Below are 16,300 nucleotides of genomic sequence, written 5' to 3' on the forward strand. Positions count from 1 at the left end.
CCGTCTTGCCGGCCACCCACATGCCGGCATTGGCAGACTGAGGCCGGCTCTTCCCTGGGCTGGCCTCTTTTTATTTTGCGGGGCGAGAGCAGTGTCTGCGCGCTCAAAACATCAGTTCGACCCCGCAATAAACCCCGGTTATACGCCCCCGGTTTCTGCGTTTTTCCAACCCGGCGCCTATTCTTTCCCGCCGCTCCAGCCGCGATGTCTCTGCCACGGCCTGTGCCATTCCGGTGCGGCCTCTGACAGGACACAGAAAGGATACTCAATGCGCCATTCGCTGAAACTCCTCGCGCTAGCGTTCACCCTGCCCGCTGCAGCGGCATTTGCTTCCGACGGCACACCTGGTGCCGAAACCCAGGCCAAGATCCGCGAACTGCTGACCGGCCAGGGCTATGAAGTGCGCAAGATCGAAACCGAAGATGGACTGTACGAGGCCTACGCCCTGAAGGACGGCAAAAAGTACGAGGTCTATCTGAACGACAAGATCGAAGTGGTAAAGATCGAAGAGAACGACTGAGCCCAACGGAACAACGCACCGGGCGCCAACTCCCGGCGCCCGCTTTGACAGGAGGGCTGACATGCACCGCACATACGTCTGGGACCCTGTGGTCCGGCTGTTTCACTGGTCTCTGGCCGCGGGCTTTGCCGCCAACGCGCTGCTCACCGACCCGGAGGGCAATCTTCACGAATACGTCGGCTACGCCATTGCCGCGCTGATCGGCATCCGGGTGATCTGGGGCCTTATCGGCAGCCGCCATGCGCGGTTTTCCAGCTTTCCGCCCGATGCCGGCGCCGCAGCCGGACAGCTGAGCGATATCGCCACTGGCCGGATCCGCCGGCATCCCGGCCACTCTCCGCTGGGCGCGCTGATGATCTACAACCTGCTGCTGACGATCAGCGGCATCGCCCTCACCGGTTATCTGATGACGACCACCCGGTTCTGGGGCGTTGAATGGCCCGAAGAGCTGCACGAGGCGCTGGTCTCTTGGGCGGAGATTTCCATTGTGCTGCACGTGGCAGCGGTGCTGTTCGAAAGCCGCCGGACCAAAGTCAATCTGGCGCGCGCGATGGTCACTGGCTACAAGGAGGTGCCCGAAGCCCGCAGAGAGAGGCACTGATGCACCACACCCCGAACGGCCCCGCCCAGCCTTGGGTCCTGATTGCCGTGATCGCCGTGCAGGCCATCTGCGCGGCGGTCTTTCTTGGGGATGTGATTGCGGATCTCAGCGGCTTGGAGGCCGGCGAGGCTGAAGCCGGCGAACGCAGCCACACCTATATCGAAGGGCTTGCCGCGCTGGCGCTGACCGCGGCCATCGTGATTGAAACCCGTATTCTGATGTGGCTGCTGCGCCGCAAGGCGCATCTGGAGGAAAGCCTGAGCGCCGCCCAGGCCGCAGTGCAGGACGTGATCAACGCAGAATTTGCCACTTGGGGCCTGACACCCGCCGAGCTGGATGTGGCAAATTTCCTGGTCAAGGGCCTCAGCACCGCCGAAATCGCCGCCATGCGCGGCAGTGCCGAGGGCACCGTTAAGGCACAGCTGAATGCGATCTACCGTAAATCCGGCACCGCCAACCGGGCCGAACTGATGAGCCTGCTGATCGACACGATGATGGGACAACGCCAGACTGACCGCGGCGAAGGCGCCGCCGCCCGCCCGGCCTGAGCTGCCGTCAGACCATCTTCCGCAGCTCGGTCTTCAGCACCTTGCCGTAATTATTCTTGGGAAGCGCCTCAATCCGCAAATACGCCTTGGGCCGCTTGAACCGCGCGATCCGGCTGTTGCACAGCGCATCCAGTTCCGCCTCCGGTGCATCCCCCACGACAAAGGCCACCACCTCCTCGCCCCAAGCGGCATGAGGCCGGCCCACGACCGAGACCTCGCGCACCTGCGGGTGCATCAGCAGCACCTCCTCCACCTCGCGCGGGTAGACGTTGGAGCCGCCGGTGATGATCATGTCCTTGGAACGGTCCTGCAGCGTCAGATAGCCGTCTTCGTCCAGCACCCCCATGTCGCCCGTCATCAGCCAGCCATTGACCAATGTCTTCTCTGTGGCTTCCGGGTTCTGCCAATAGCCCGGCATCACCGCATCGCCGCGCACCATGATCTCGCCGTGGCTGCCTGCGGGCAGAAACTCACCGTCCGGTGTGCCGATCCGCACCTCCACAACGCTTTGCGCCCGGCCGACGCTGGCCAGCCGTTCGCGCCAGCGCGGATGCGTGCGGTCCTGCACGTCGTGGCGCGGCAGCGCCGTGATCGCCATCGGGCATTCCCCCTGGCCGTAAACCTGGACGAAGACCGGGCCGAAATGCTCCACCGCTTCGATGATATCGGCGGCATACATCGGCCCGCCGGCATAAACCACGGTGCGCAGCCCCTCGCCCCTGCGGCCCAGCCGCTTTGCCTCAGCCGTCATGCGCGTGACCATGGTGGGCGCTGCGAACATGTGGACGCGGGTAAAATGCGCCGCCAGATCAAAAATCTCCGCCTCGTCAAAGCCTCCCGAGGCCGGACAGACGTGGCGCGCGCCCGCCAACACATGCTGGATTGCATAGATCCCCGCGCCATGGCTCATCGGCGCTGCATAAAGCGCGTGATCTTCCGCGCTCACCTGATCGACATCCGCGAAATAGGCGATGGCCATGTTCATCAGCATCCGGTGGGTGATCATTACCCCTTTGGGCCGCCCGGTTGTGCCGGAGGTGTAGAACAGCCAGGCCAGATCTTCCGGCAGGCGCGGCGCGGGATCCGCCACCGGCTCCGCCTGCAAGGCCGCCGCATAATCCGCACCGGTGATATCCACACAGCGCACGGCGGCTCCGGTCTCTTCGACGGCTTCTGTCATCCCCGGCGACGTGAACACGATCCCGGTGCCGGAGTTCTCAAGAATGAACTCCGCTTCCTTGCCATGCAGCTTGGCATTGACCGGCACTGCGGCCGCGCCGGCATACCAGATGCCATAAAGCGCAATCAGGTAATCCGGACAGTTCTTCATAAAGATGCCAACACGGTCACCCGCTGAAATGCCCTGGGCTTGCAGCCAGCCTGCAACCGAAGCCGCCTGCGCATGGAACCCGGCGTAATCCGCAACCATCTCCTGCCCCAGATACAACGCAGGCCGCCCGCCCTCTGCCGCCGCCGTCCGCTGCAGCCACACCGCTATGTTCATTTGCTTGCCCTCTCCCGCTTGCCCCGCAGCGCGCAACGTGGCACGCAACGGCAGCCCCCTTCAATTCCGCAAAAATACCGGGGTAAGAATACCATATGAGCGATCTTGCCTTTGACCATGCCCCCGTTGGCCTTGCCGTGCTTGAACGCCGCGTCATCACGCGGTGCAATCTGCAGTTCGCTGCCACCTTCGGCGGCGCGCCAGGGGACTACTCCGGCATGCTGGTAGCCGAACTTTATCCCAGCCAGGAGGATTTCCACCGCATCGGCGCGCTGCTGCAGCAGCCTGAGGCGCAAAGCGGCAGCTACAGCGACGAGCGCATCATGCGCCGCCGCGCGGGGGAATTGTTCTGGTGCCGGGTGCGGGGCCGCTCTGTCACGCCCGAGGCCCCCTTCCAGACCGGCATTTGGTCATTTGCCGACATTTCCGACGACCGCCCGGTGGTCTCCCTCACCCCGCGTGAGCGCGAAGTCGCGATCCTCACCTGCAAGGGGCTGTCAGCCAAGGAGATCGGCAAACAACTGGATCTCTCCTACCGCACGGTCGAAAGCCACCGCGCGCACTTGCTGCAAAAGTTCGGCGCCCGCAAACTGCCGGAACTGGTGGCCAAGCTGACGGGAATGCCGCTGTGATCCGGCAACCTGAGTTTGAATGCGGCAAGCAATTGCAAATCCGTCAATCCATCTCCATGTTACGGCAAGCATCGACAGCGCTTTCCTTGCGGTAATCCTTGCCCTATAAGCGCGCTAATTTCCTGCCTGCCGGGCCTTCAGGCTTGGGCGGGCATGTCGGAACCGGCTTGAGGACAAAATGACGAACAAATCTCACGAAGCGGATGTGGCATTCATCAAGGCGCTGGCGGAACTGCTGCGCGAAAACGATCTGACCGAACTGCAGGTCAAGCGGGACTACGGCGATGAGGACAGCCTGAATGTCCGCGTGTCACGCCAGATGGCCGCTGCACCGGTGCAGGTTGCGGTGCCGCCCGCAGCCAACCCCGCCCCGGTTGCTGCCGCCGCTGCCCCGGCCGCCGCTGCCGCGCCTGCCGCCGCCAACGACGATCCCGCCAGCCACCCTGGCGCCGTGACCTCGCCGATGGTCGGCACCGTATACCTGCAGCCCGAGCCGGGCGCGCCCTCCTTCATCTCGGTGGGCAAGCAGGTCAGCGAAGGCGACACCCTGCTGATCGTCGAAGCGATGAAGACCATGAACCACATTCCGGCGCCGAAGTCCGGCACCGTGAAGCGCATCCTGGTCGAAGACGGCGCCGCCGTGGAATTCGGGTCGCCCCTGGTCATCGTCGAGTAAGGGCGGGCCATGTTTGATAAAATCCTGATTGCCAACCGCGGCGAAATCGCCCTGCGCGTAATCCGCGCCTGCCGCGAAATGGGCATCAAATCGGTTGCGGTGCATTCCACCGCGGATGCCGATGCGATGCACGTGCGCATGGCCGATGAATCGGTCTGCATCGGCCCGCCGTCCGGAACCCAAAGCTACCTGTCGATTCCGGCCATCATCTCCGCCTGCGAAATCACCGGCGCCCAGGCGATCCACCCGGGCTACGGCTTTCTGTCCGAGAACGCCAACTTTGTGCAGATCATTGAGGACCACGGGCTGACGTTCATCGGCCCCTCGGCCGAACACATCCGCATCATGGGTGACAAGATCACCGCCAAGGAAACCGCCAAGAGCCTCGGCATCCCGGTGGTGCCCGGCTCCGAAGGCGGCGTGCCCGACATTGCGGCTGCCAAAAAGGCGGCCAAGGACATGGGCTATCCGGTCATCATCAAGGCCACCGCCGGCGGCGGCGGCCGCGGCATGAAGGTGGCCAAGGACGAGAAAGAGCTGGTTTCAGCCTTCTCCACCGCCCGGTCTGAAGCCAAGGCAGCCTTCGGCAATGACGAAGTTTACATGGAGAAATATCTCCAGAAGCCGCGTCATATCGAAGTGCAGGTCTTCGGCGACGGCAAGGGCACCGGCATTCACCTGGCGGAACGCGACTGCTCGCTGCAGCGCCGTCACCAGAAGGTGTTCGAGGAGGCCCCCGGCCCCTGCATCACCCCGGAAGAGCGCGCCCGCATCGGCAAGATCTGCGCCGACGCGATCGGCAAGATGGGCTACTCCGGCGCCGGCACCGTCGAATTCCTGTATGAGGACGGCGAGTTCTACTTCATCGAGATGAACACCCGCCTGCAGGTGGAGCATCCGGTGACCGAGGCCATTTTCGGCGTCGACCTGGTGCGCGAGCAGATCCGGGTGGCCGAAGGCCTGCCGATGTCCTTTACCCAGGACGATCTGGAGATCAACGGCCACGCCATTGAGGTGCGTATCAACGCCGAAAAGCTGCCGAACTTTGCGCCCTGCCCGGGCAAGATCACCGCATTCCACGCTCCCGGCGGGCTGGGTGTGCGGATGGATTCGGCGCTTTATGACGGCTATTCGATTCCGCCCTATTATGACTCGCTGATCGGCAAGCTGATCGTGCACGGCCGCGACCGGACCGAAGCTCTGGCGCGGCTGCACCGCGCCCTGGGCGAGCTGATCATCGACGGCATCGACACCACCGTGCCGCTGTTCCACGCGCTGCTGCAGGAACAGGACATCCACACCGGCGATTACGGCATTCACTGGCTGGAACGCTGGCTGGAAGAAAACCAGCCCGGATAATCTCAGCGGGGCGCGCCACTGGCTGCGCCCCGTTTTACTTTTACCTGCATTTTCCCGTTATACTGCCAGCACCATGAGCTTGACTGCGGACCTCCTGCTGCACGCCTATTCCGCCGGTGTTTTCCCGATGGCCGAACACCGCGATGATCCCGACGTGTTCTGGGTCGACCCCAAACGGCGCGGGATCCTGCCGCTGGACGGCTTCCGCATCTCCCGCTCACTGGCCAAGCGCATCCGCAACGGCGGCTTTGAGATCACCGTGAACCGCGACTTTGCCGGTGTGGTGGATGGCTGTGCCGACCGGGCAGAAACCTGGATCAGCGCCGAAATCCGCGACCGCTACCTTGAACTGCACACGATGGGCAACGCCCATTCGCTGGAGGTCTGGCATCAGGGAGAGCTGGCTGGCGGCACCTATGGCGTGTCTCTGGGCGGCGCGTTCTTCGGCGAGAGCATGTTTTCACGCCGCCGCGACGCCTCCAAGGTGGCGCTGGCTTATCTGACCGACCGCCTGGTGCAGGCGGGCTACAGCCTGTGCGATACCCAGTTCCTGACTCCGCATCTAGCGTCGCTCGGCGGCATCGAGGTCAGCCGCGCCCGCTACCGGGCACTGCTGCGCGACGCCCTGTCAAAGAATGCCGATTTCACGCGACCCGCCGTGCCGGGGCCTCAGTTGCTGCTGCAGCGGATGACCCAAACGTCGTAACGGCTGTGATCCAGCGCGCTCAGCGCCGGGCTGGAGGCGATCATCCAGCCTTCGAACTGCACCGCGCCGTCGCTGGAATTGCGGACGGTGAGATAGGCAAAGGCATCCCCCGTCGGGTTCTCCGCCGGATAGCGGCACTCCGACACGGAAACCATCAGCCCGAACATCTCCGCACTGGTGCCAACGGCGACCTCGGCATCCATGCTGTGGCCGTTGACCTTGTCCAGCGCCCGCAAAACAGCGGCACTCCCCTGCGCCGCCTGCTCCTGCCCCCAGGCGGGCACGGCCAGCAGGGCAGCGGCCAGGGCAGCGGCCAGGCGCTTCACGATTCTTCCCCGCCGCCTGCCACGAATTTGACCAGCAGCGAAATCAGGCTGACCGCGCCCTGCGTGTCTTCGATCTCATCCCCCGGCTCAAAGGCAAATGGGGAGCCGCCGGGCATGATCTCAACAAAATTGCCGCCCAGCAGCCCTTCGGAGGAGATGATGACGGCGCTGTCGTCGGGAATTTCGATCCCTTCCTTCACGGAAAACCGGGTGTCGGCTCGGAAGGTTTCGGGATTCAGGTCAACGCCGGTCACAGTGCCGATCTTAACGCCCGCCAGCCGCACATCAGTGCCGACGCTGACCCCTTCCAGCGACCGGAAAGACGCGCTCAGGCCATAGCTTGCGCCAGCCCGCGACAGACCCGCCGCCTGCCCGGCATAGACGGCAAACGCAACCGCGGCGGCCAGCACAACACCGCCGGCAAATACTTCAGTAGGATTGTGAGACATGAAACCAGCCTTCTGGCAGATGTTTATTCGGGCACCCAGGCCTCATAATCGCGGCGCTCCTTGGGCTCGCCGCCGGCGCGGATAGAGCCCGCAGGCGCGTAGGCCATCATGGTGCCGGTCAGGTTTTCCTGGTGCGGCTTTTCCCAGGCTTTGTGCTTCAGCGGCTTCTCGCTCGGCACTTCGTCAAAGGTGCGGTGCAGCCAGCCGTGCCAGTCCGGGCTGACGCGGGACGCTTCCACTTCGCCGTTGAACATCACCCAACGCTTGCTGTCATCGGCATTGCGGTAGAATACATTGCCCTGGTCATCCTCACCCACCTTGATGCCCTTGCGGGCGGTGAAGATCCGGGTGTTCAGGGTGGAGCCGTTCCACCAAGTCACAGCGCGCAGAAGAGTGTTCAGGATTCCCATGGGTGCCTCCGGAGTTTTCCGACCTTGATATGGCCCAATTTCCCGCCAAGGTCCAGTGGCTTGCGCCCACGCTGGCGGCCTCCCGGCGGGAAGCGGCAGTTTTGCCTCAGCCCCGTTTCAGGACCGTTAACCGGCTCAGCTTTCCGCCGGGGCCAGCGCCGTCACCTCGATCTCGATGCGGAACTTCGGGTCAATCAGATTGCACTCGATCATGGTCGCCGCCGGCGGGTTAGCGCCAAAGGTTTCGGCCAGAACCGGCCAGCAAGGCTCAAACTCGGCGGCATCCGGCAGGTAGTAGGTCACCCGCACCGCGTCGGCGAAACTGGCGCCTGCCTTCTCCAGCGCCGAACCGATGGTGTCCAGCGCCGACCGGCACTGTGCCACCACATCCTCGCCCTGCCCGACCGTTCCGGCCACATGCACAAAACCGCCCGCCACGACGGCGCGGCAATAGCCGACTTTGGCCTCGAACTCACCGCCGGAGGAAATCCGCTTGATTGTCATCTAATTTCCTTTCGCATCGCGTTTTAATCTCCAAAACGTATTCGGGCAGCAAGCCTTCTATGCGGCGCGAAGATAAACAGAGTTTCTCCGACCCTGTCACGCGAGTACCAGGCACCGTGAGTATAAAGCGCAGCCTGCAGCTCTCTCGTTAGCTCTGCAGGCCAATATTTGGAGCAGAACTGCACTGAATCACGAGTGTTCTCGCCCAATGGCGGTGCAGGTGTCTTTTGCCAGCTACCGCCAAACTCGTACTGCCAGCCAAGGTCATTCCGCCAAGGTCGCGTTGGAGGTTCAGTCGGTAGCTTAGTTTTGAGACGTGCAATTGCGTACGTGCAGTCCCATGGCGCAGCTCCCTTAGCATGCCATTTCCGGGTTTCAAGAACCTGCTCCACAGGCAAAAGGTCTTCAAACAGTTCAGTTGCATAAACGGGGTCTTCTTCTCGCCTGAGCTTGTCCATATACCCAACGAAAACCCACCACCCGACAAAAACGAGGAAGGCCAATGTCAATCCGACATTGGCCATTCCTTTCAAGACTGCAAACACAGCCCACATAGTTCAAGCTCAGCCCGCCGAAGCTGGCTCTTTCTCGGCATCTGCATGGATCATCAGCGGCTGCGCGTCCGAGGTGACCGCCTCCTCGTTCACAACAACCTTGGTCACGCTCTCCATGCCGGGCAGGTCGAACATGGTATCCAGCAGGATGTCCTCCATGATCGAGCGCAGGCCGCGGGCGCCGGTCTTGCGTTCGATTGCCTTGCGGGCGATCGCCTTCAGCGCCTCGTCAGTAAAGTCCAGCTCAGTGTCTTCCAGTTCGAACAGGCGCTGGTACTGCTTGACCAGGGCGTTCTTCGGCTGCGTCAGGATGGTGACCAGCGCGTCCTCGTCCAGGTCCTCCAGCGTCGCCAGAACCGGCAGGCGGCCGACAAATTCCGGGATCAGACCGAATTTCAGCAGGTCTTCCGGCTCCAGGTCCTGGAAGATTTCGCCCACGCCGCGCTCATCATTGTCACGCACATCGGCGCCGAAACCCATCGCCGAGCCCTTGCCGCGCTGCGCGATGATCCTGTCGAGGCCGGCAAAGGCGCCGCCGCAGATGAACAGGATGTTGGTGGTGTCCACCTGCAGGAATTCCTGCTGCGGGTGCTTGCGCCCGCCCTGCGGCGGAACAGAAGCAACAGTGCCTTCCATCAGCTTCAAAAGCGCCTGCTGCACGCCCTCGCCCGACACGTCGCGGGTGATCGAGGGGTTCTCAGACTTACGGGTGATCTTGTCGACCTCGTCAATATAGACGATGCCGCGCTGTGCGCGCTCGACGTTGTACTCCGACGCCTGCAAAAGCTTGAGGATGATGTTTTCGACATCCTCGCCCACATAACCTGCCTCGGTCAGCGTGGTGGCATCTGCCATGGTAAAGGGCACATCCAGGATCCGCGCCAGCGTCTGCGCCAGCAGGGTTTTGCCGCAGCCGGTGGGGCCGATCAGCAGGATGTTCGACTTCGCCAGTTCGATGTCCGACCCCGCCTTCTGGGCGTGGTTCAGACGCTTGTAATGGTTGTGCACCGCAACCGACAGCACCCGCTTGGCGGTGGCCTGGCCGATCACGTAATCATCCAGAACCTGGCAGATGTCCTTGGGCGACGGCACGCCGTCGGTGGCCTTCAGCCCGGATGCCTTGGTCTCTTCACGGATGATATCCATGCACAGTTCAACGCATTCATCGCAAATGAATACGGTGGGGCCTGCGATCAGCTTGCGCACTTCATGCTGGCTCTTGCCGCAGAAGCTGCAGTAGAGGGTGTTTTTGCTGTCGCCGCCTGAATTCGTTGCCATGGTCTACCTTTCAGTCCGCCCGGACCGCTGCGCCCGCGCTGCGGGGCAATTCAACTTTCTGCCAGCTTAAGCCACTGCTTAGGCCGCCACAATGTGAAAGTGCGCCCCAAGTCATTCGCGGGGCGCACCGCTGATCACAAGCGCAGGCGTCAGGCCTGCTCGTCATCGCCTTTGGCTCTGTTTTCAACGATCTCGTCGATCAGGCCGAACTCCTTGGCCTCTTCCGGCGACATGAAGTTGTCGCGCTCCAGCGCGTTGACGACCGTGTCGTAATCCTGGCCGGTGTGCCTGACGTAGATCTCGTTCAGGCGCTTCTTCAGCTTCAGGGTTTCCTCGGCGTGGATCATGATGTCGGTAGCCTGGCCCTGGAAGCCGCCGGAGGGCTGGTGCACCATCACGCGGCTGTTCGGCAGCGAGAAGCGCATACCCTTTTCGCCAGCAGTCAGCAGCAGCGACCCCATCGAGGCCGCCTGGCCGATCACCAGGGTGGAAACCTTGGGCTTGATGTACTGCATGGTGTCATAGATCGACAGGCCGGAAGTCACAACGCCGCCCGGCGAGTTGATGTACATCGAGATTTCCTTGGACGGGTTTTCCGCCTCAAGGTGCAGCAGCTGCGCCACGATCAGCGAGCTCATGCCGTCGTGCACCGGACCGTTCACAAAAATGATCCGTTCCTTCAGCAGGCGGGAAAAAATGTCGTAGGCCCGCTCGCCCCGGCTGGTCTGCTCAACCACCATCGGGACCAGGGTGTTCATGTATGTTTCTCTGGGATCAATCATTTCGACCTGCCTGCGTTGTTTATGTCCGGCACCATACCCGACAGTGTGTTACCCGAGTCTTAGTATCGCCCCATTTGACCTGCAAGGGGCGGCGGGCATTTTACGCTGCCGCAAACCTGCTTGTGGTGTCGCAATCCGCAGGAACGCTGTCGCTATTCTCGGGCTGCGGCCTGCGGCAGCGCCTTAGGTAGCAAAATCAAGTCCGAATTCCGCCCGGCCGCCATGCTGACCGGGTGCCGCGCTGGGGTCCCGCCATGGCCGATGACAGTTTCGTTCAGAAAGGCGCCGCCGCCAATCTCGCCATCCCGTTCGAGGGCGAGCCGCAGGATTTCTATTTCCTGCTGCTGCCCAAGGCGACGATGCTGCCGGTGGCCGCGGCCATCGAACCCCTGCGCATTGCCAATCAGGTGACCGGCACGCGGCTTTACCGCTGGTACATCATGACAGAGGACGGCCAACCGGTGCGCTGTTCCAACGGCATGGTGGTGACGCCGGATATCCCGCTGCAGCCGCTGCCCTCGGATTCGCTGGGCTTTGTATGCGCGGGCGTCGAGCCTCACAGCACCGCCAGCGAAGCCACCCTGAACTGGCTGCGCCGCGAAAGCCGCTTTGGCCGCTCCATCGGCGGCATCTGCACCGGTGCCTTTGCGCTGGCCCAAGCCGGGCTGATCAAGAATCACAAGTTCACCCTGCACTGGGAAAACCAGCCGGGCTTTCTGGAGAGCTACCCGAACCTGGAGCCCTCCCCCAATATTTTTGAGATCTCCGGATCTCTGATGACCTGCGGCGGCGGTAATGCCGCAACCGACATGATGCTGCACCTGATCGAGGAGCGCCACGGCAAGCAGCTGGCGATCATCGTCGCCGACATGTGCCTGCACGTGCGCTCCGGCGGCCAGGCGGCACCGCAGAAGTCGAACTATGCGGTGGCCATCGGCAGCCGCAACCAGCGCCTGCTGAACGCGCTGCAGCTGATGCAGGAATCGATCGAGGAGCCGCTCTCGATCGGCGAGCTGTGCGACCGGCTCGACATCTCCCGCCGCCAGCTGGAGCGGCTGTTCTCGCGCTATCTGAACCAAAGCCCGATGCATGTTTATTTCGACATGCGCCTGAGCCATGCATTCGCGCTGATGAACGAAACCTCGATGAGCGTCACCGAAATCGCGCTCGCCTCCGGCTTCAACTCCGCCACCCATTTCTCGCGCCAGTTCAAGCGCAAGTTCGGCGCCTCCCCGCATTTCTTCCGCAAAGGCTGGAGCTGACACCCGGCACGCCCCGCACAGGCCGCCGCGCCGGCCGGGCGCTTGGGTCCGGCCGTCAGGTGTTCAGCCCCGGACCTTGAAAATTGCCCGCGCAGCTGTTTCACTGCGCCCGCGCCCGGGCCGCACCGGTGACGGGCTGATTTGGACAATCATTTTTCAACCCCCTGCACGTCTGCAGCGCTGAATTGCATTGCGGCTGGCGGCCAGGGAAGCATTTAATAACCAAACGGGTTTACTCCATGCGCCCTTCCCCGGACCTCCATCTGCCGCAGGCCACCCGCGCGGCCGGCAACCTGCCTGCCTTCCTCGCGGCCAGCGCCGTGGCAATCCCGGTCCTGCTCGCCGTTTCGGCCGGCAATATTGCGGACCCGATTGTCCGCTACGACGATTACCCCGCCCTTCTGGCCCAACCCGAAGGGTTCTGGCAGAAAACCCTGACCGAAGGCCGCTGGCTCAACTACCTGTGGCACCTGCGCGGCCTGGTTACGCCGGCCTGGCTGAACTTCATTCTGTTCCAGGTTCTTTGGGGCTTGACCGCTGCCGCCATCGCAACTGCAGCAACCCCGCCCGGCAACCGCAAGTGGTTCGCTGCGGTTCTGGCTCTCACCCTGCTGCCCGCGCCGCCGGTGTTTCTGATGGCGCCCTGGTCCAGCACCCTCATCCCGGGGTTAGCGGTGCTGGCACTGTTTGCCGGCCTGGCGCTGGTGCTGTCTCAGCGCGCCCTGCGCCTGCTGCTGCCGGTTTTCACGCTGCTCGCCTTCACGGCCTATACCACCTTCCCGCTGATCCTGCTTGCGGTCTGCCTGATCAGCACGCAGAAACGCTCGCTGCCGGACCTGGCCAAGCTCCTAACTCTGTTCGGGGCGAGTTTCGCTGGCGCGGTTCTGGCCGTCTATGCGTTGAACTGGCAGGTGCATGGCGTCTTTGGCATCCCATTGGATCCGGCCCGCAGCCCGGACCCGGCGCAGGATCTTGCGGAGATGTGGTCGCACCTGCCGCTGCTGCAGGAGACGCTTTCGGTCCTGCTCGGCAAGCTGAGCTTCCAGTCGACGCCGGTTCTGCTGTTTCACTTGTGCCTGCTGATTGCCGCCACAGCCGTGCTGCTGCGCCGCCAGCCGCTGGAGGCGCTCTACCTCTGGACCGCGCTTTGGGCCGGGATGGCGCTGATGACGCTGCAGGTGCTCAAACTGGGCGTGACGATCCCTGTGCGGGCCTTTCATTTCACCTGGATTATCTATGCGGTGCTGATCGTGCGGGCCGCGCAGGAGCTTAGCCGCAACCCCGGCCTGCCCGGGCGGCTGGCGCGCAATGCGGTGCTGCTGGTTGCACTCAGCTACCTGGTGCAGACCGCGGTGCAGTTCACCCGCTTCCGCGACTGGCAGCACGACACCCGGCAGATGGCCAGCGCCATCGCGGCGCAGCCCGGGCCGGGGCCGGTCTATGCCACCGGCAGCATTCTGGATCACCCGTCCGCGCGCAAGGCAGGCCTCCACCGCGCCAGCAGCCTGGCCAGCCGCCTGAAGCTGTTGACCGGGCGCCGGGTTATCCTGTGCGAAACGGCTGCTGAAGCCTGCGCGCATCTGCCGCCAGAGCTGCGCAGCCCCGCAGCAGAGCCGCAACCGCAAGCGCGGCTGGAAGGGTTTCAGAACAGCAGCGTCCTGGTGTTTCCGCCGCAGCAGTAATGCCACTGCGCACAGGCGGCCCAGCAAAAAAGGGGCGCCGTCAGCGCCCCTTTAAAAGGTTCTGCCAGCTGCTGCTTACCGGGAATAGGACTGCAGATAGGCAATCACCGCCTCGATATCGCTGTCCTTCTTCAGCCCGGCAAAGGACATTTTGGTGCCCTTCATGTACTTCTTGGGCTTGGCCAGAAAGGCCGCCAGCTCGGCTTCATCCCAGACCAGCCCGTCTTCCGCCGCGGCCTTCATCGCCTTGGAATAACGGAACCCTTCGGCATGGCCCGCAGGCGCGCCGACGATGCCGTTCAGGATCGGCCCGGTCTTGGACTTGGCGTTCTCGCCCACCTGGTGGCAGGCCTTGCACTTCTTGAAGGTCTTCTCGCCCTTGGCCACCAGCTCCGGATCCAGAACCGCAGCAGTTTCGACGGGCTCTTCAACCGCCTCTTCCGCCACCGCCTCCTGTACTGGCGCAGCTTCGGCAGCAGCCTCGGCCCCCTCCTCTTCCGGCGTCACGTCCAGCACAAGGGCGCGCATGGTGATCTCGACGCTGTCCTTGCAGTTCTCCATGCAAGGTTCCGGGTTCCAGAAATGCTTCTCCGCGTCTAGCCGGTCATCCAGGATGAAACCATCCGCATTCGGAAGCTCGACCTGTTTGAAGGTCTCATCCGATAGAACGAATTCATCATCCACCAGATCGTTGGAATAGAGGATATAAGCCACGATGGCATAGACCTCATCCGGCGTCAGCGACTGCGCATCGCCGAAAGGCATTGACCGGTTCACGTAATCCCAGGTGGTCGACAGATACGGCCAGTAGCTGCCCACTGTCTTCAGCGGGTCCTCATGGTCCAGCGTGCCCTGCCCGCCTGCCAGCTTGGGCCAATTGCCTACGCCCTCGGCAAAGTCGCCATGGCAGACCGCGCATTTCTCGGCAAAGACTTCCTCGCCGGTGAACACATCGCCCGAGCCCGTCGGCAGACCGGTGCCGTCGGGTGCCACGTCCAGGTCCCAGGCCGCGATTTCCTCCGGCAAGGCCGGGCGGCCGAGGCCGAATTTTTCCGCGGCAACGGGCGAGACAACCGCCATAGATAAAATAGCCGCTGCAACAATGTTCCGCCTAGCCGATAGGCCGGGCAGCGCCCGACCCTCCCCACGGGAGGGCGCTTTCGCACCCACCCAGGCTCGGGCGATGCCCTCAGTGGGTATCGTCAACACTTCAAGAAACCTCGACATTTTCCGCCTCCCCGTTTGCCTTGACCCACCAGGTCTGGATGGCGTTGTTGTGATAGATCGAATTCAGCCCCCGGACCTCGCGCAGCTGCGCCTTGGTGGGCTGGACGTAACCGGTGGAGTCCTTGGCCCGGCTTTGCAGCAGCATTTCGGAGCCGTCCCAGTTGATATCCAGGTAGAACCGGGTCAGCGCCTTGTCCGTGCCCGGCGCCGCCAGCCGCGCCTCGGTCCAGGTCTTGCCGCCATCCAGCGTCACATCCACCCCGGTAATCGCGCCGCGGCCCGACCAGGCCAGACCGGTGATCACCAGCGGCCCTGCACCATGAGTGATGGGCGCCTGCGGGCTGGGGCTGGTGACAACGGACTTGGCATCCATCTCCCAGGTCCACTTGCGGCTGATGCCGTTGGCCAGCGTGTCGGTGTATTTCGAGGTCTCCTCGCGGCTTTCGACCGGCTGGTCCATCACCTCGACCCGGCGCAGCCATTTGATCCACATGTTTCCTTCCCAGCCCGGCACCACCAGCCGGACCGGGTAACCATGCTCCTTGCGCAGCGCCTCGCCATTGGCCTTGAAGGCGACCAGCACATCGTCCATCGCCTTCTCCAGCGGGATCGAGCGCCCGTTGGAGGACGCATCCGCGCCTTCCACATAGACCCATTTGCCCTCGGGGCTCACGCCGGCTTCCTCAAGCAGCGTCCGCAGGGACACGCCGGAATATTCCATGTTGTGGATCATGCCGTGGGTGAACTGCGCGCCGTTCAGCTGCGCGCCGGCCCACTCCATGCCGGAGTTTGCCGCGCATTCGCAGAAATAGACCCGGTTCTCGCGCGGGAAGCGCTCCAGATCCTCGTAAGTGAAGACCAGCGGCGTATCGACCAGACCGTTGATCATCAGCCGGTAATCTTCCTTGCGCAGCTCAATCGCGCCGGAATGATGCCGCTCAAACGCGCAGCCCTGCGGCGTGATCGTGCCGTCCAGGGCGTGGATCGGCGTGAAGTTGATTGAGCTGATGGTGTCCGCCGTCAGCCACTCCACGTTGCGGCGCACCACGTCGCTTTCGTATTTGATCGGCAAGCCGTAGGGCGTGGCATCCACCCCCTCGCCCAGACCGCTGGCCCAGTCCTGCACTTCGGTAATCAGCGGATCGGGTGCGGCCGCCTTGGCCGCCCCGGCCGCCACCGCCCCTGCTCCGGCCGCCGCCGCCCCGGTCAGGAACTGGCGGCGCGAGGGCGCCAGACTCTTGGCGTCGTCACTCATATCTCTTTGCCTCCTTACATAGATA

At 63.2% G+C, this 16,300-nt stretch carries 19 protein-coding genes; 9 read left to right on the forward strand and 10 right to left on the reverse strand.

Translation table 11 applies throughout. From position 1 onward, the window contains the following. Positions 1-268: 268 nt before the first annotated feature. From CAER_RS0125175 to CAER_RS28540, 3 genes are all read left to right on the forward strand, one after another. Positions 269-520, forward strand: a complete 252-nt coding sequence (locus tag CAER_RS0125175; protein WP_027237957.1) for a PepSY domain-containing protein — start codon at positions 269-271, stop codon at positions 518-520. Between the two features lie 61 nt (positions 521-581). Then, on the forward strand, positions 582-1,121 hold the full coding sequence (locus tag CAER_RS0125180; protein WP_027237958.1) for a cytochrome b/b6 domain-containing protein: 540 nt from the start codon (positions 582-584) through the stop codon (positions 1,119-1,121). Then, positions 1,121-1,669, forward strand: coding sequence for a helix-turn-helix transcriptional regulator (locus CAER_RS28540; protein ID WP_036798016.1), 549 nt, complete (start codon positions 1,121-1,123; stop codon positions 1,667-1,669). The genes CAER_RS0125180 and CAER_RS28540 overlap by 1 nt, the downstream gene beginning before the upstream one ends. A gap of 7 nt (positions 1,670-1,676) precedes the next feature. Here the strand turns inward: CAER_RS28540 and CAER_RS0125190 are convergent, their stop codons facing one another. Further along, a complete protein-coding gene (locus CAER_RS0125190; RefSeq protein WP_027237959.1) occupies positions 1,677-3,173 on the reverse strand; it encodes a class I adenylate-forming enzyme family protein in 1,497 nt (498 codons plus the stop codon). Positions 3,174-3,268: 95 nt separating this feature from the next. Between CAER_RS0125190 and CAER_RS0125195 the strand changes: the two genes are divergently transcribed. From CAER_RS0125195 to aat, 4 genes are all read left to right on the forward strand, one after another. Continuing rightward, a complete protein-coding gene (locus CAER_RS0125195) occupies positions 3,269-3,805 on the forward strand; it encodes a LuxR C-terminal-related transcriptional regulator (RefSeq protein ID WP_027237960.1) in 537 nt (178 codons plus the stop codon). A gap of 178 nt (positions 3,806-3,983) precedes the next feature. Then, positions 3,984-4,481, forward strand: coding sequence for an acetyl-CoA carboxylase biotin carboxyl carrier protein (gene accB / locus CAER_RS0125200; RefSeq protein ID WP_027237961.1), 498 nt, complete (start codon positions 3,984-3,986; stop codon positions 4,479-4,481). A gap of 9 nt (positions 4,482-4,490) precedes the next feature. Continuing rightward, positions 4,491-5,840, forward strand: coding sequence for an acetyl-CoA carboxylase biotin carboxylase subunit (accC, locus tag CAER_RS0125205; protein ID WP_027237962.1), 1,350 nt, complete (start codon positions 4,491-4,493; stop codon positions 5,838-5,840). Positions 5,841-5,913: 73 nt separating this feature from the next. Then, on the forward strand, positions 5,914-6,546 hold the full coding sequence (gene aat, locus CAER_RS0125210) for a leucyl/phenylalanyl-tRNA--protein transferase (RefSeq protein ID WP_027237963.1): 633 nt from the start codon (positions 5,914-5,916) through the stop codon (positions 6,544-6,546). Here the strand turns inward: aat and CAER_RS0125215 are convergent. The 7 genes from CAER_RS0125215 to CAER_RS0125240 all read right to left on the reverse strand — a co-directional run bounded on the left by CAER_RS0125215 (position 6,510) and on the right by CAER_RS0125240 (position 10,849). After that, entirely contained in the window at positions 6,510-6,872 is a 363-nt protein-coding gene (locus CAER_RS0125215; RefSeq protein ID WP_027237964.1) for a DUF2155 domain-containing protein, read from the reverse strand. The two genes, aat and CAER_RS0125215, sit on opposite strands and share 37 nt — an antisense overlap. After that, positions 6,869-7,321, reverse strand: a complete 453-nt coding sequence (gene mlaD / locus CAER_RS0125220; RefSeq protein ID WP_027237965.1) for an outer membrane lipid asymmetry maintenance protein MlaD — start codon at positions 7,319-7,321, stop codon at positions 6,869-6,871. The genes CAER_RS0125215 and mlaD overlap by 4 nt, the downstream gene beginning before the upstream one ends. A gap of 23 nt (positions 7,322-7,344) precedes the next feature. After that, the gene (locus tag CAER_RS0125225) at positions 7,345-7,731 is read right to left on the reverse strand and encodes an NADH:ubiquinone oxidoreductase subunit NDUFA12 (RefSeq protein ID WP_027237966.1); all 387 of its coding nucleotides are present in this window, start codon (positions 7,729-7,731) and stop codon (positions 7,345-7,347) included. Positions 7,732-7,866: 135 nt separating this feature from the next. After that, positions 7,867-8,235 carry a RidA family protein gene (locus CAER_RS0125230; RefSeq protein ID WP_027237967.1) on the reverse strand — a complete coding sequence of 123 codons (369 nt, stop codon included), beginning with the start codon at positions 8,233-8,235 and terminating at the stop codon, positions 7,867-7,869. Positions 8,236-8,258: 23 nt separating this feature from the next. Beyond that, positions 8,259-8,759, reverse strand: a complete 501-nt coding sequence (locus tag CAER_RS29935; RefSeq protein WP_154667861.1) for a hypothetical protein — start codon at positions 8,757-8,759, stop codon at positions 8,259-8,261. Positions 8,760-8,798: 39 nt separating this feature from the next. Next, the gene (gene clpX, locus CAER_RS0125235) at positions 8,799-10,067 is read right to left on the reverse strand and encodes an ATP-dependent Clp protease ATP-binding subunit ClpX (protein WP_027237968.1); all 1,269 of its coding nucleotides are present in this window, start codon (positions 10,065-10,067) and stop codon (positions 8,799-8,801) included. A 149-nt stretch (positions 10,068-10,216) separates the two neighbouring features. Then, the gene (locus CAER_RS0125240) at positions 10,217-10,849 is read right to left on the reverse strand and encodes an ATP-dependent Clp protease proteolytic subunit (protein WP_027237969.1); all 633 of its coding nucleotides are present in this window, start codon (positions 10,847-10,849) and stop codon (positions 10,217-10,219) included. A gap of 254 nt (positions 10,850-11,103) precedes the next feature. Here CAER_RS0125240 and CAER_RS0125245 point away from each other — a divergent pair, with 254 nt between their 5' ends. After that, a complete protein-coding gene (locus CAER_RS0125245; protein WP_027237970.1) occupies positions 11,104-12,111 on the forward strand; it encodes a GlxA family transcriptional regulator in 1,008 nt (335 codons plus the stop codon). A gap of 239 nt (positions 12,112-12,350) precedes the next feature. Next, positions 12,351-13,793: a hypothetical protein gene (locus CAER_RS28545; RefSeq protein ID WP_051357887.1), complete on the forward strand. Its 1,443-nt coding sequence runs from the start codon at positions 12,351-12,353 to the stop codon at positions 13,791-13,793. Between the two features lie 75 nt (positions 13,794-13,868). Here the strand turns inward: CAER_RS28545 and CAER_RS0125255 are convergent, their stop codons facing one another. Together CAER_RS0125255 and soxC are read right to left on the reverse strand one after the other, a co-directional pair. Continuing rightward, positions 13,869-14,873, reverse strand: a complete 1,005-nt coding sequence (locus tag CAER_RS0125255) for a c-type cytochrome (RefSeq protein WP_051357888.1) — start codon at positions 14,871-14,873, stop codon at positions 13,869-13,871. 130 nt (positions 14,874-15,003) lie between these two features. Then, positions 15,004-16,275, reverse strand: a complete 1,272-nt coding sequence (gene soxC, locus CAER_RS0125260; protein WP_027237972.1) for a sulfite dehydrogenase — start codon at positions 16,273-16,275, stop codon at positions 15,004-15,006. Positions 16,276-16,300: the final 25 nt, after the last annotated feature.

It is taken from the genome of Leisingera caerulea DSM 24564, from assembly GCF_000473325.1.
In the GTDB taxonomy this organism is placed as follows: domain Bacteria; phylum Pseudomonadota; class Alphaproteobacteria; order Rhodobacterales; family Rhodobacteraceae; genus Leisingera; species Leisingera caerulea.

Bases quoted from the DNA above. Each gene is read 5' to 3' on its own strand.
- CAER_RS0125175 (WP_027237957.1), top strand. From the start codon at position 269: ATGCGCCATTCGCTGAAACTCCTCGCGCTAGCGTTCACCCTGCCCGCT.
- CAER_RS0125180 (WP_027237958.1), top strand. From the start codon at position 582: ATGCACCGCACATACGTCTGGGACCCTGTGGTCCGGCTGTTTCACTGG.
- CAER_RS28540 (WP_036798016.1), top strand. From the start codon at position 1,121: ATGCACCACACCCCGAACGGCCCCGCCCAGCCTTGGGTCCTGATTGCC.
- CAER_RS0125190 (WP_027237959.1), bottom strand. From the start codon at position 3,173: ATGAACATAGCGGTGTGGCTGCAGCGGACGGCGGCGGCAGAGGGCGGG.
- CAER_RS0125195 (WP_027237960.1), top strand. From the start codon at position 3,269: ATGAGCGATCTTGCCTTTGACCATGCCCCCGTTGGCCTTGCCGTGCTT.
- accB (WP_027237961.1), top strand. From the start codon at position 3,984: ATGACGAACAAATCTCACGAAGCGGATGTGGCATTCATCAAGGCGCTG.
- accC (WP_027237962.1), top strand. From the start codon at position 4,491: ATGTTTGATAAAATCCTGATTGCCAACCGCGGCGAAATCGCCCTGCGC.
- aat (WP_027237963.1), top strand. From the start codon at position 5,914: ATGAGCTTGACTGCGGACCTCCTGCTGCACGCCTATTCCGCCGGTGTT.
- mlaD (WP_027237965.1), bottom strand. From the start codon at position 7,321: ATGTCTCACAATCCTACTGAAGTATTTGCCGGCGGTGTTGTGCTGGCC.
- CAER_RS0125225 (WP_027237966.1), bottom strand. From the start codon at position 7,731: ATGGGAATCCTGAACACTCTTCTGCGCGCTGTGACTTGGTGGAACGGC.
- CAER_RS0125230 (WP_027237967.1), bottom strand. From the start codon at position 8,235: ATGACAATCAAGCGGATTTCCTCCGGCGGTGAGTTCGAGGCCAAAGTC.
- CAER_RS29935 (WP_154667861.1), bottom strand. From the start codon at position 8,759: ATGGCCAATGTCGGATTGACATTGGCCTTCCTCGTTTTTGTCGGGTGG.
- clpX (WP_027237968.1), bottom strand. From the start codon at position 10,067: ATGGCAACGAATTCAGGCGGCGACAGCAAAAACACCCTCTACTGCAGC.
- CAER_RS0125240 (WP_027237969.1), bottom strand. From the start codon at position 10,849: ATGATTGATCCCAGAGAAACATACATGAACACCCTGGTCCCGATGGTG.
- CAER_RS0125245 (WP_027237970.1), top strand. From the start codon at position 11,104: ATGGCCGATGACAGTTTCGTTCAGAAAGGCGCCGCCGCCAATCTCGCC.
- CAER_RS28545 (WP_051357887.1), top strand. From the start codon at position 12,351: ATGCGCCCTTCCCCGGACCTCCATCTGCCGCAGGCCACCCGCGCGGCC.
- CAER_RS0125255 (WP_051357888.1), bottom strand. From the start codon at position 14,873: ATGGCGGTTGTCTCGCCCGTTGCCGCGGAAAAATTCGGCCTCGGCCGC.
- soxC (WP_027237972.1), bottom strand. From the start codon at position 16,275: ATGAGTGACGACGCCAAGAGTCTGGCGCCCTCGCGCCGCCAGTTCCTG.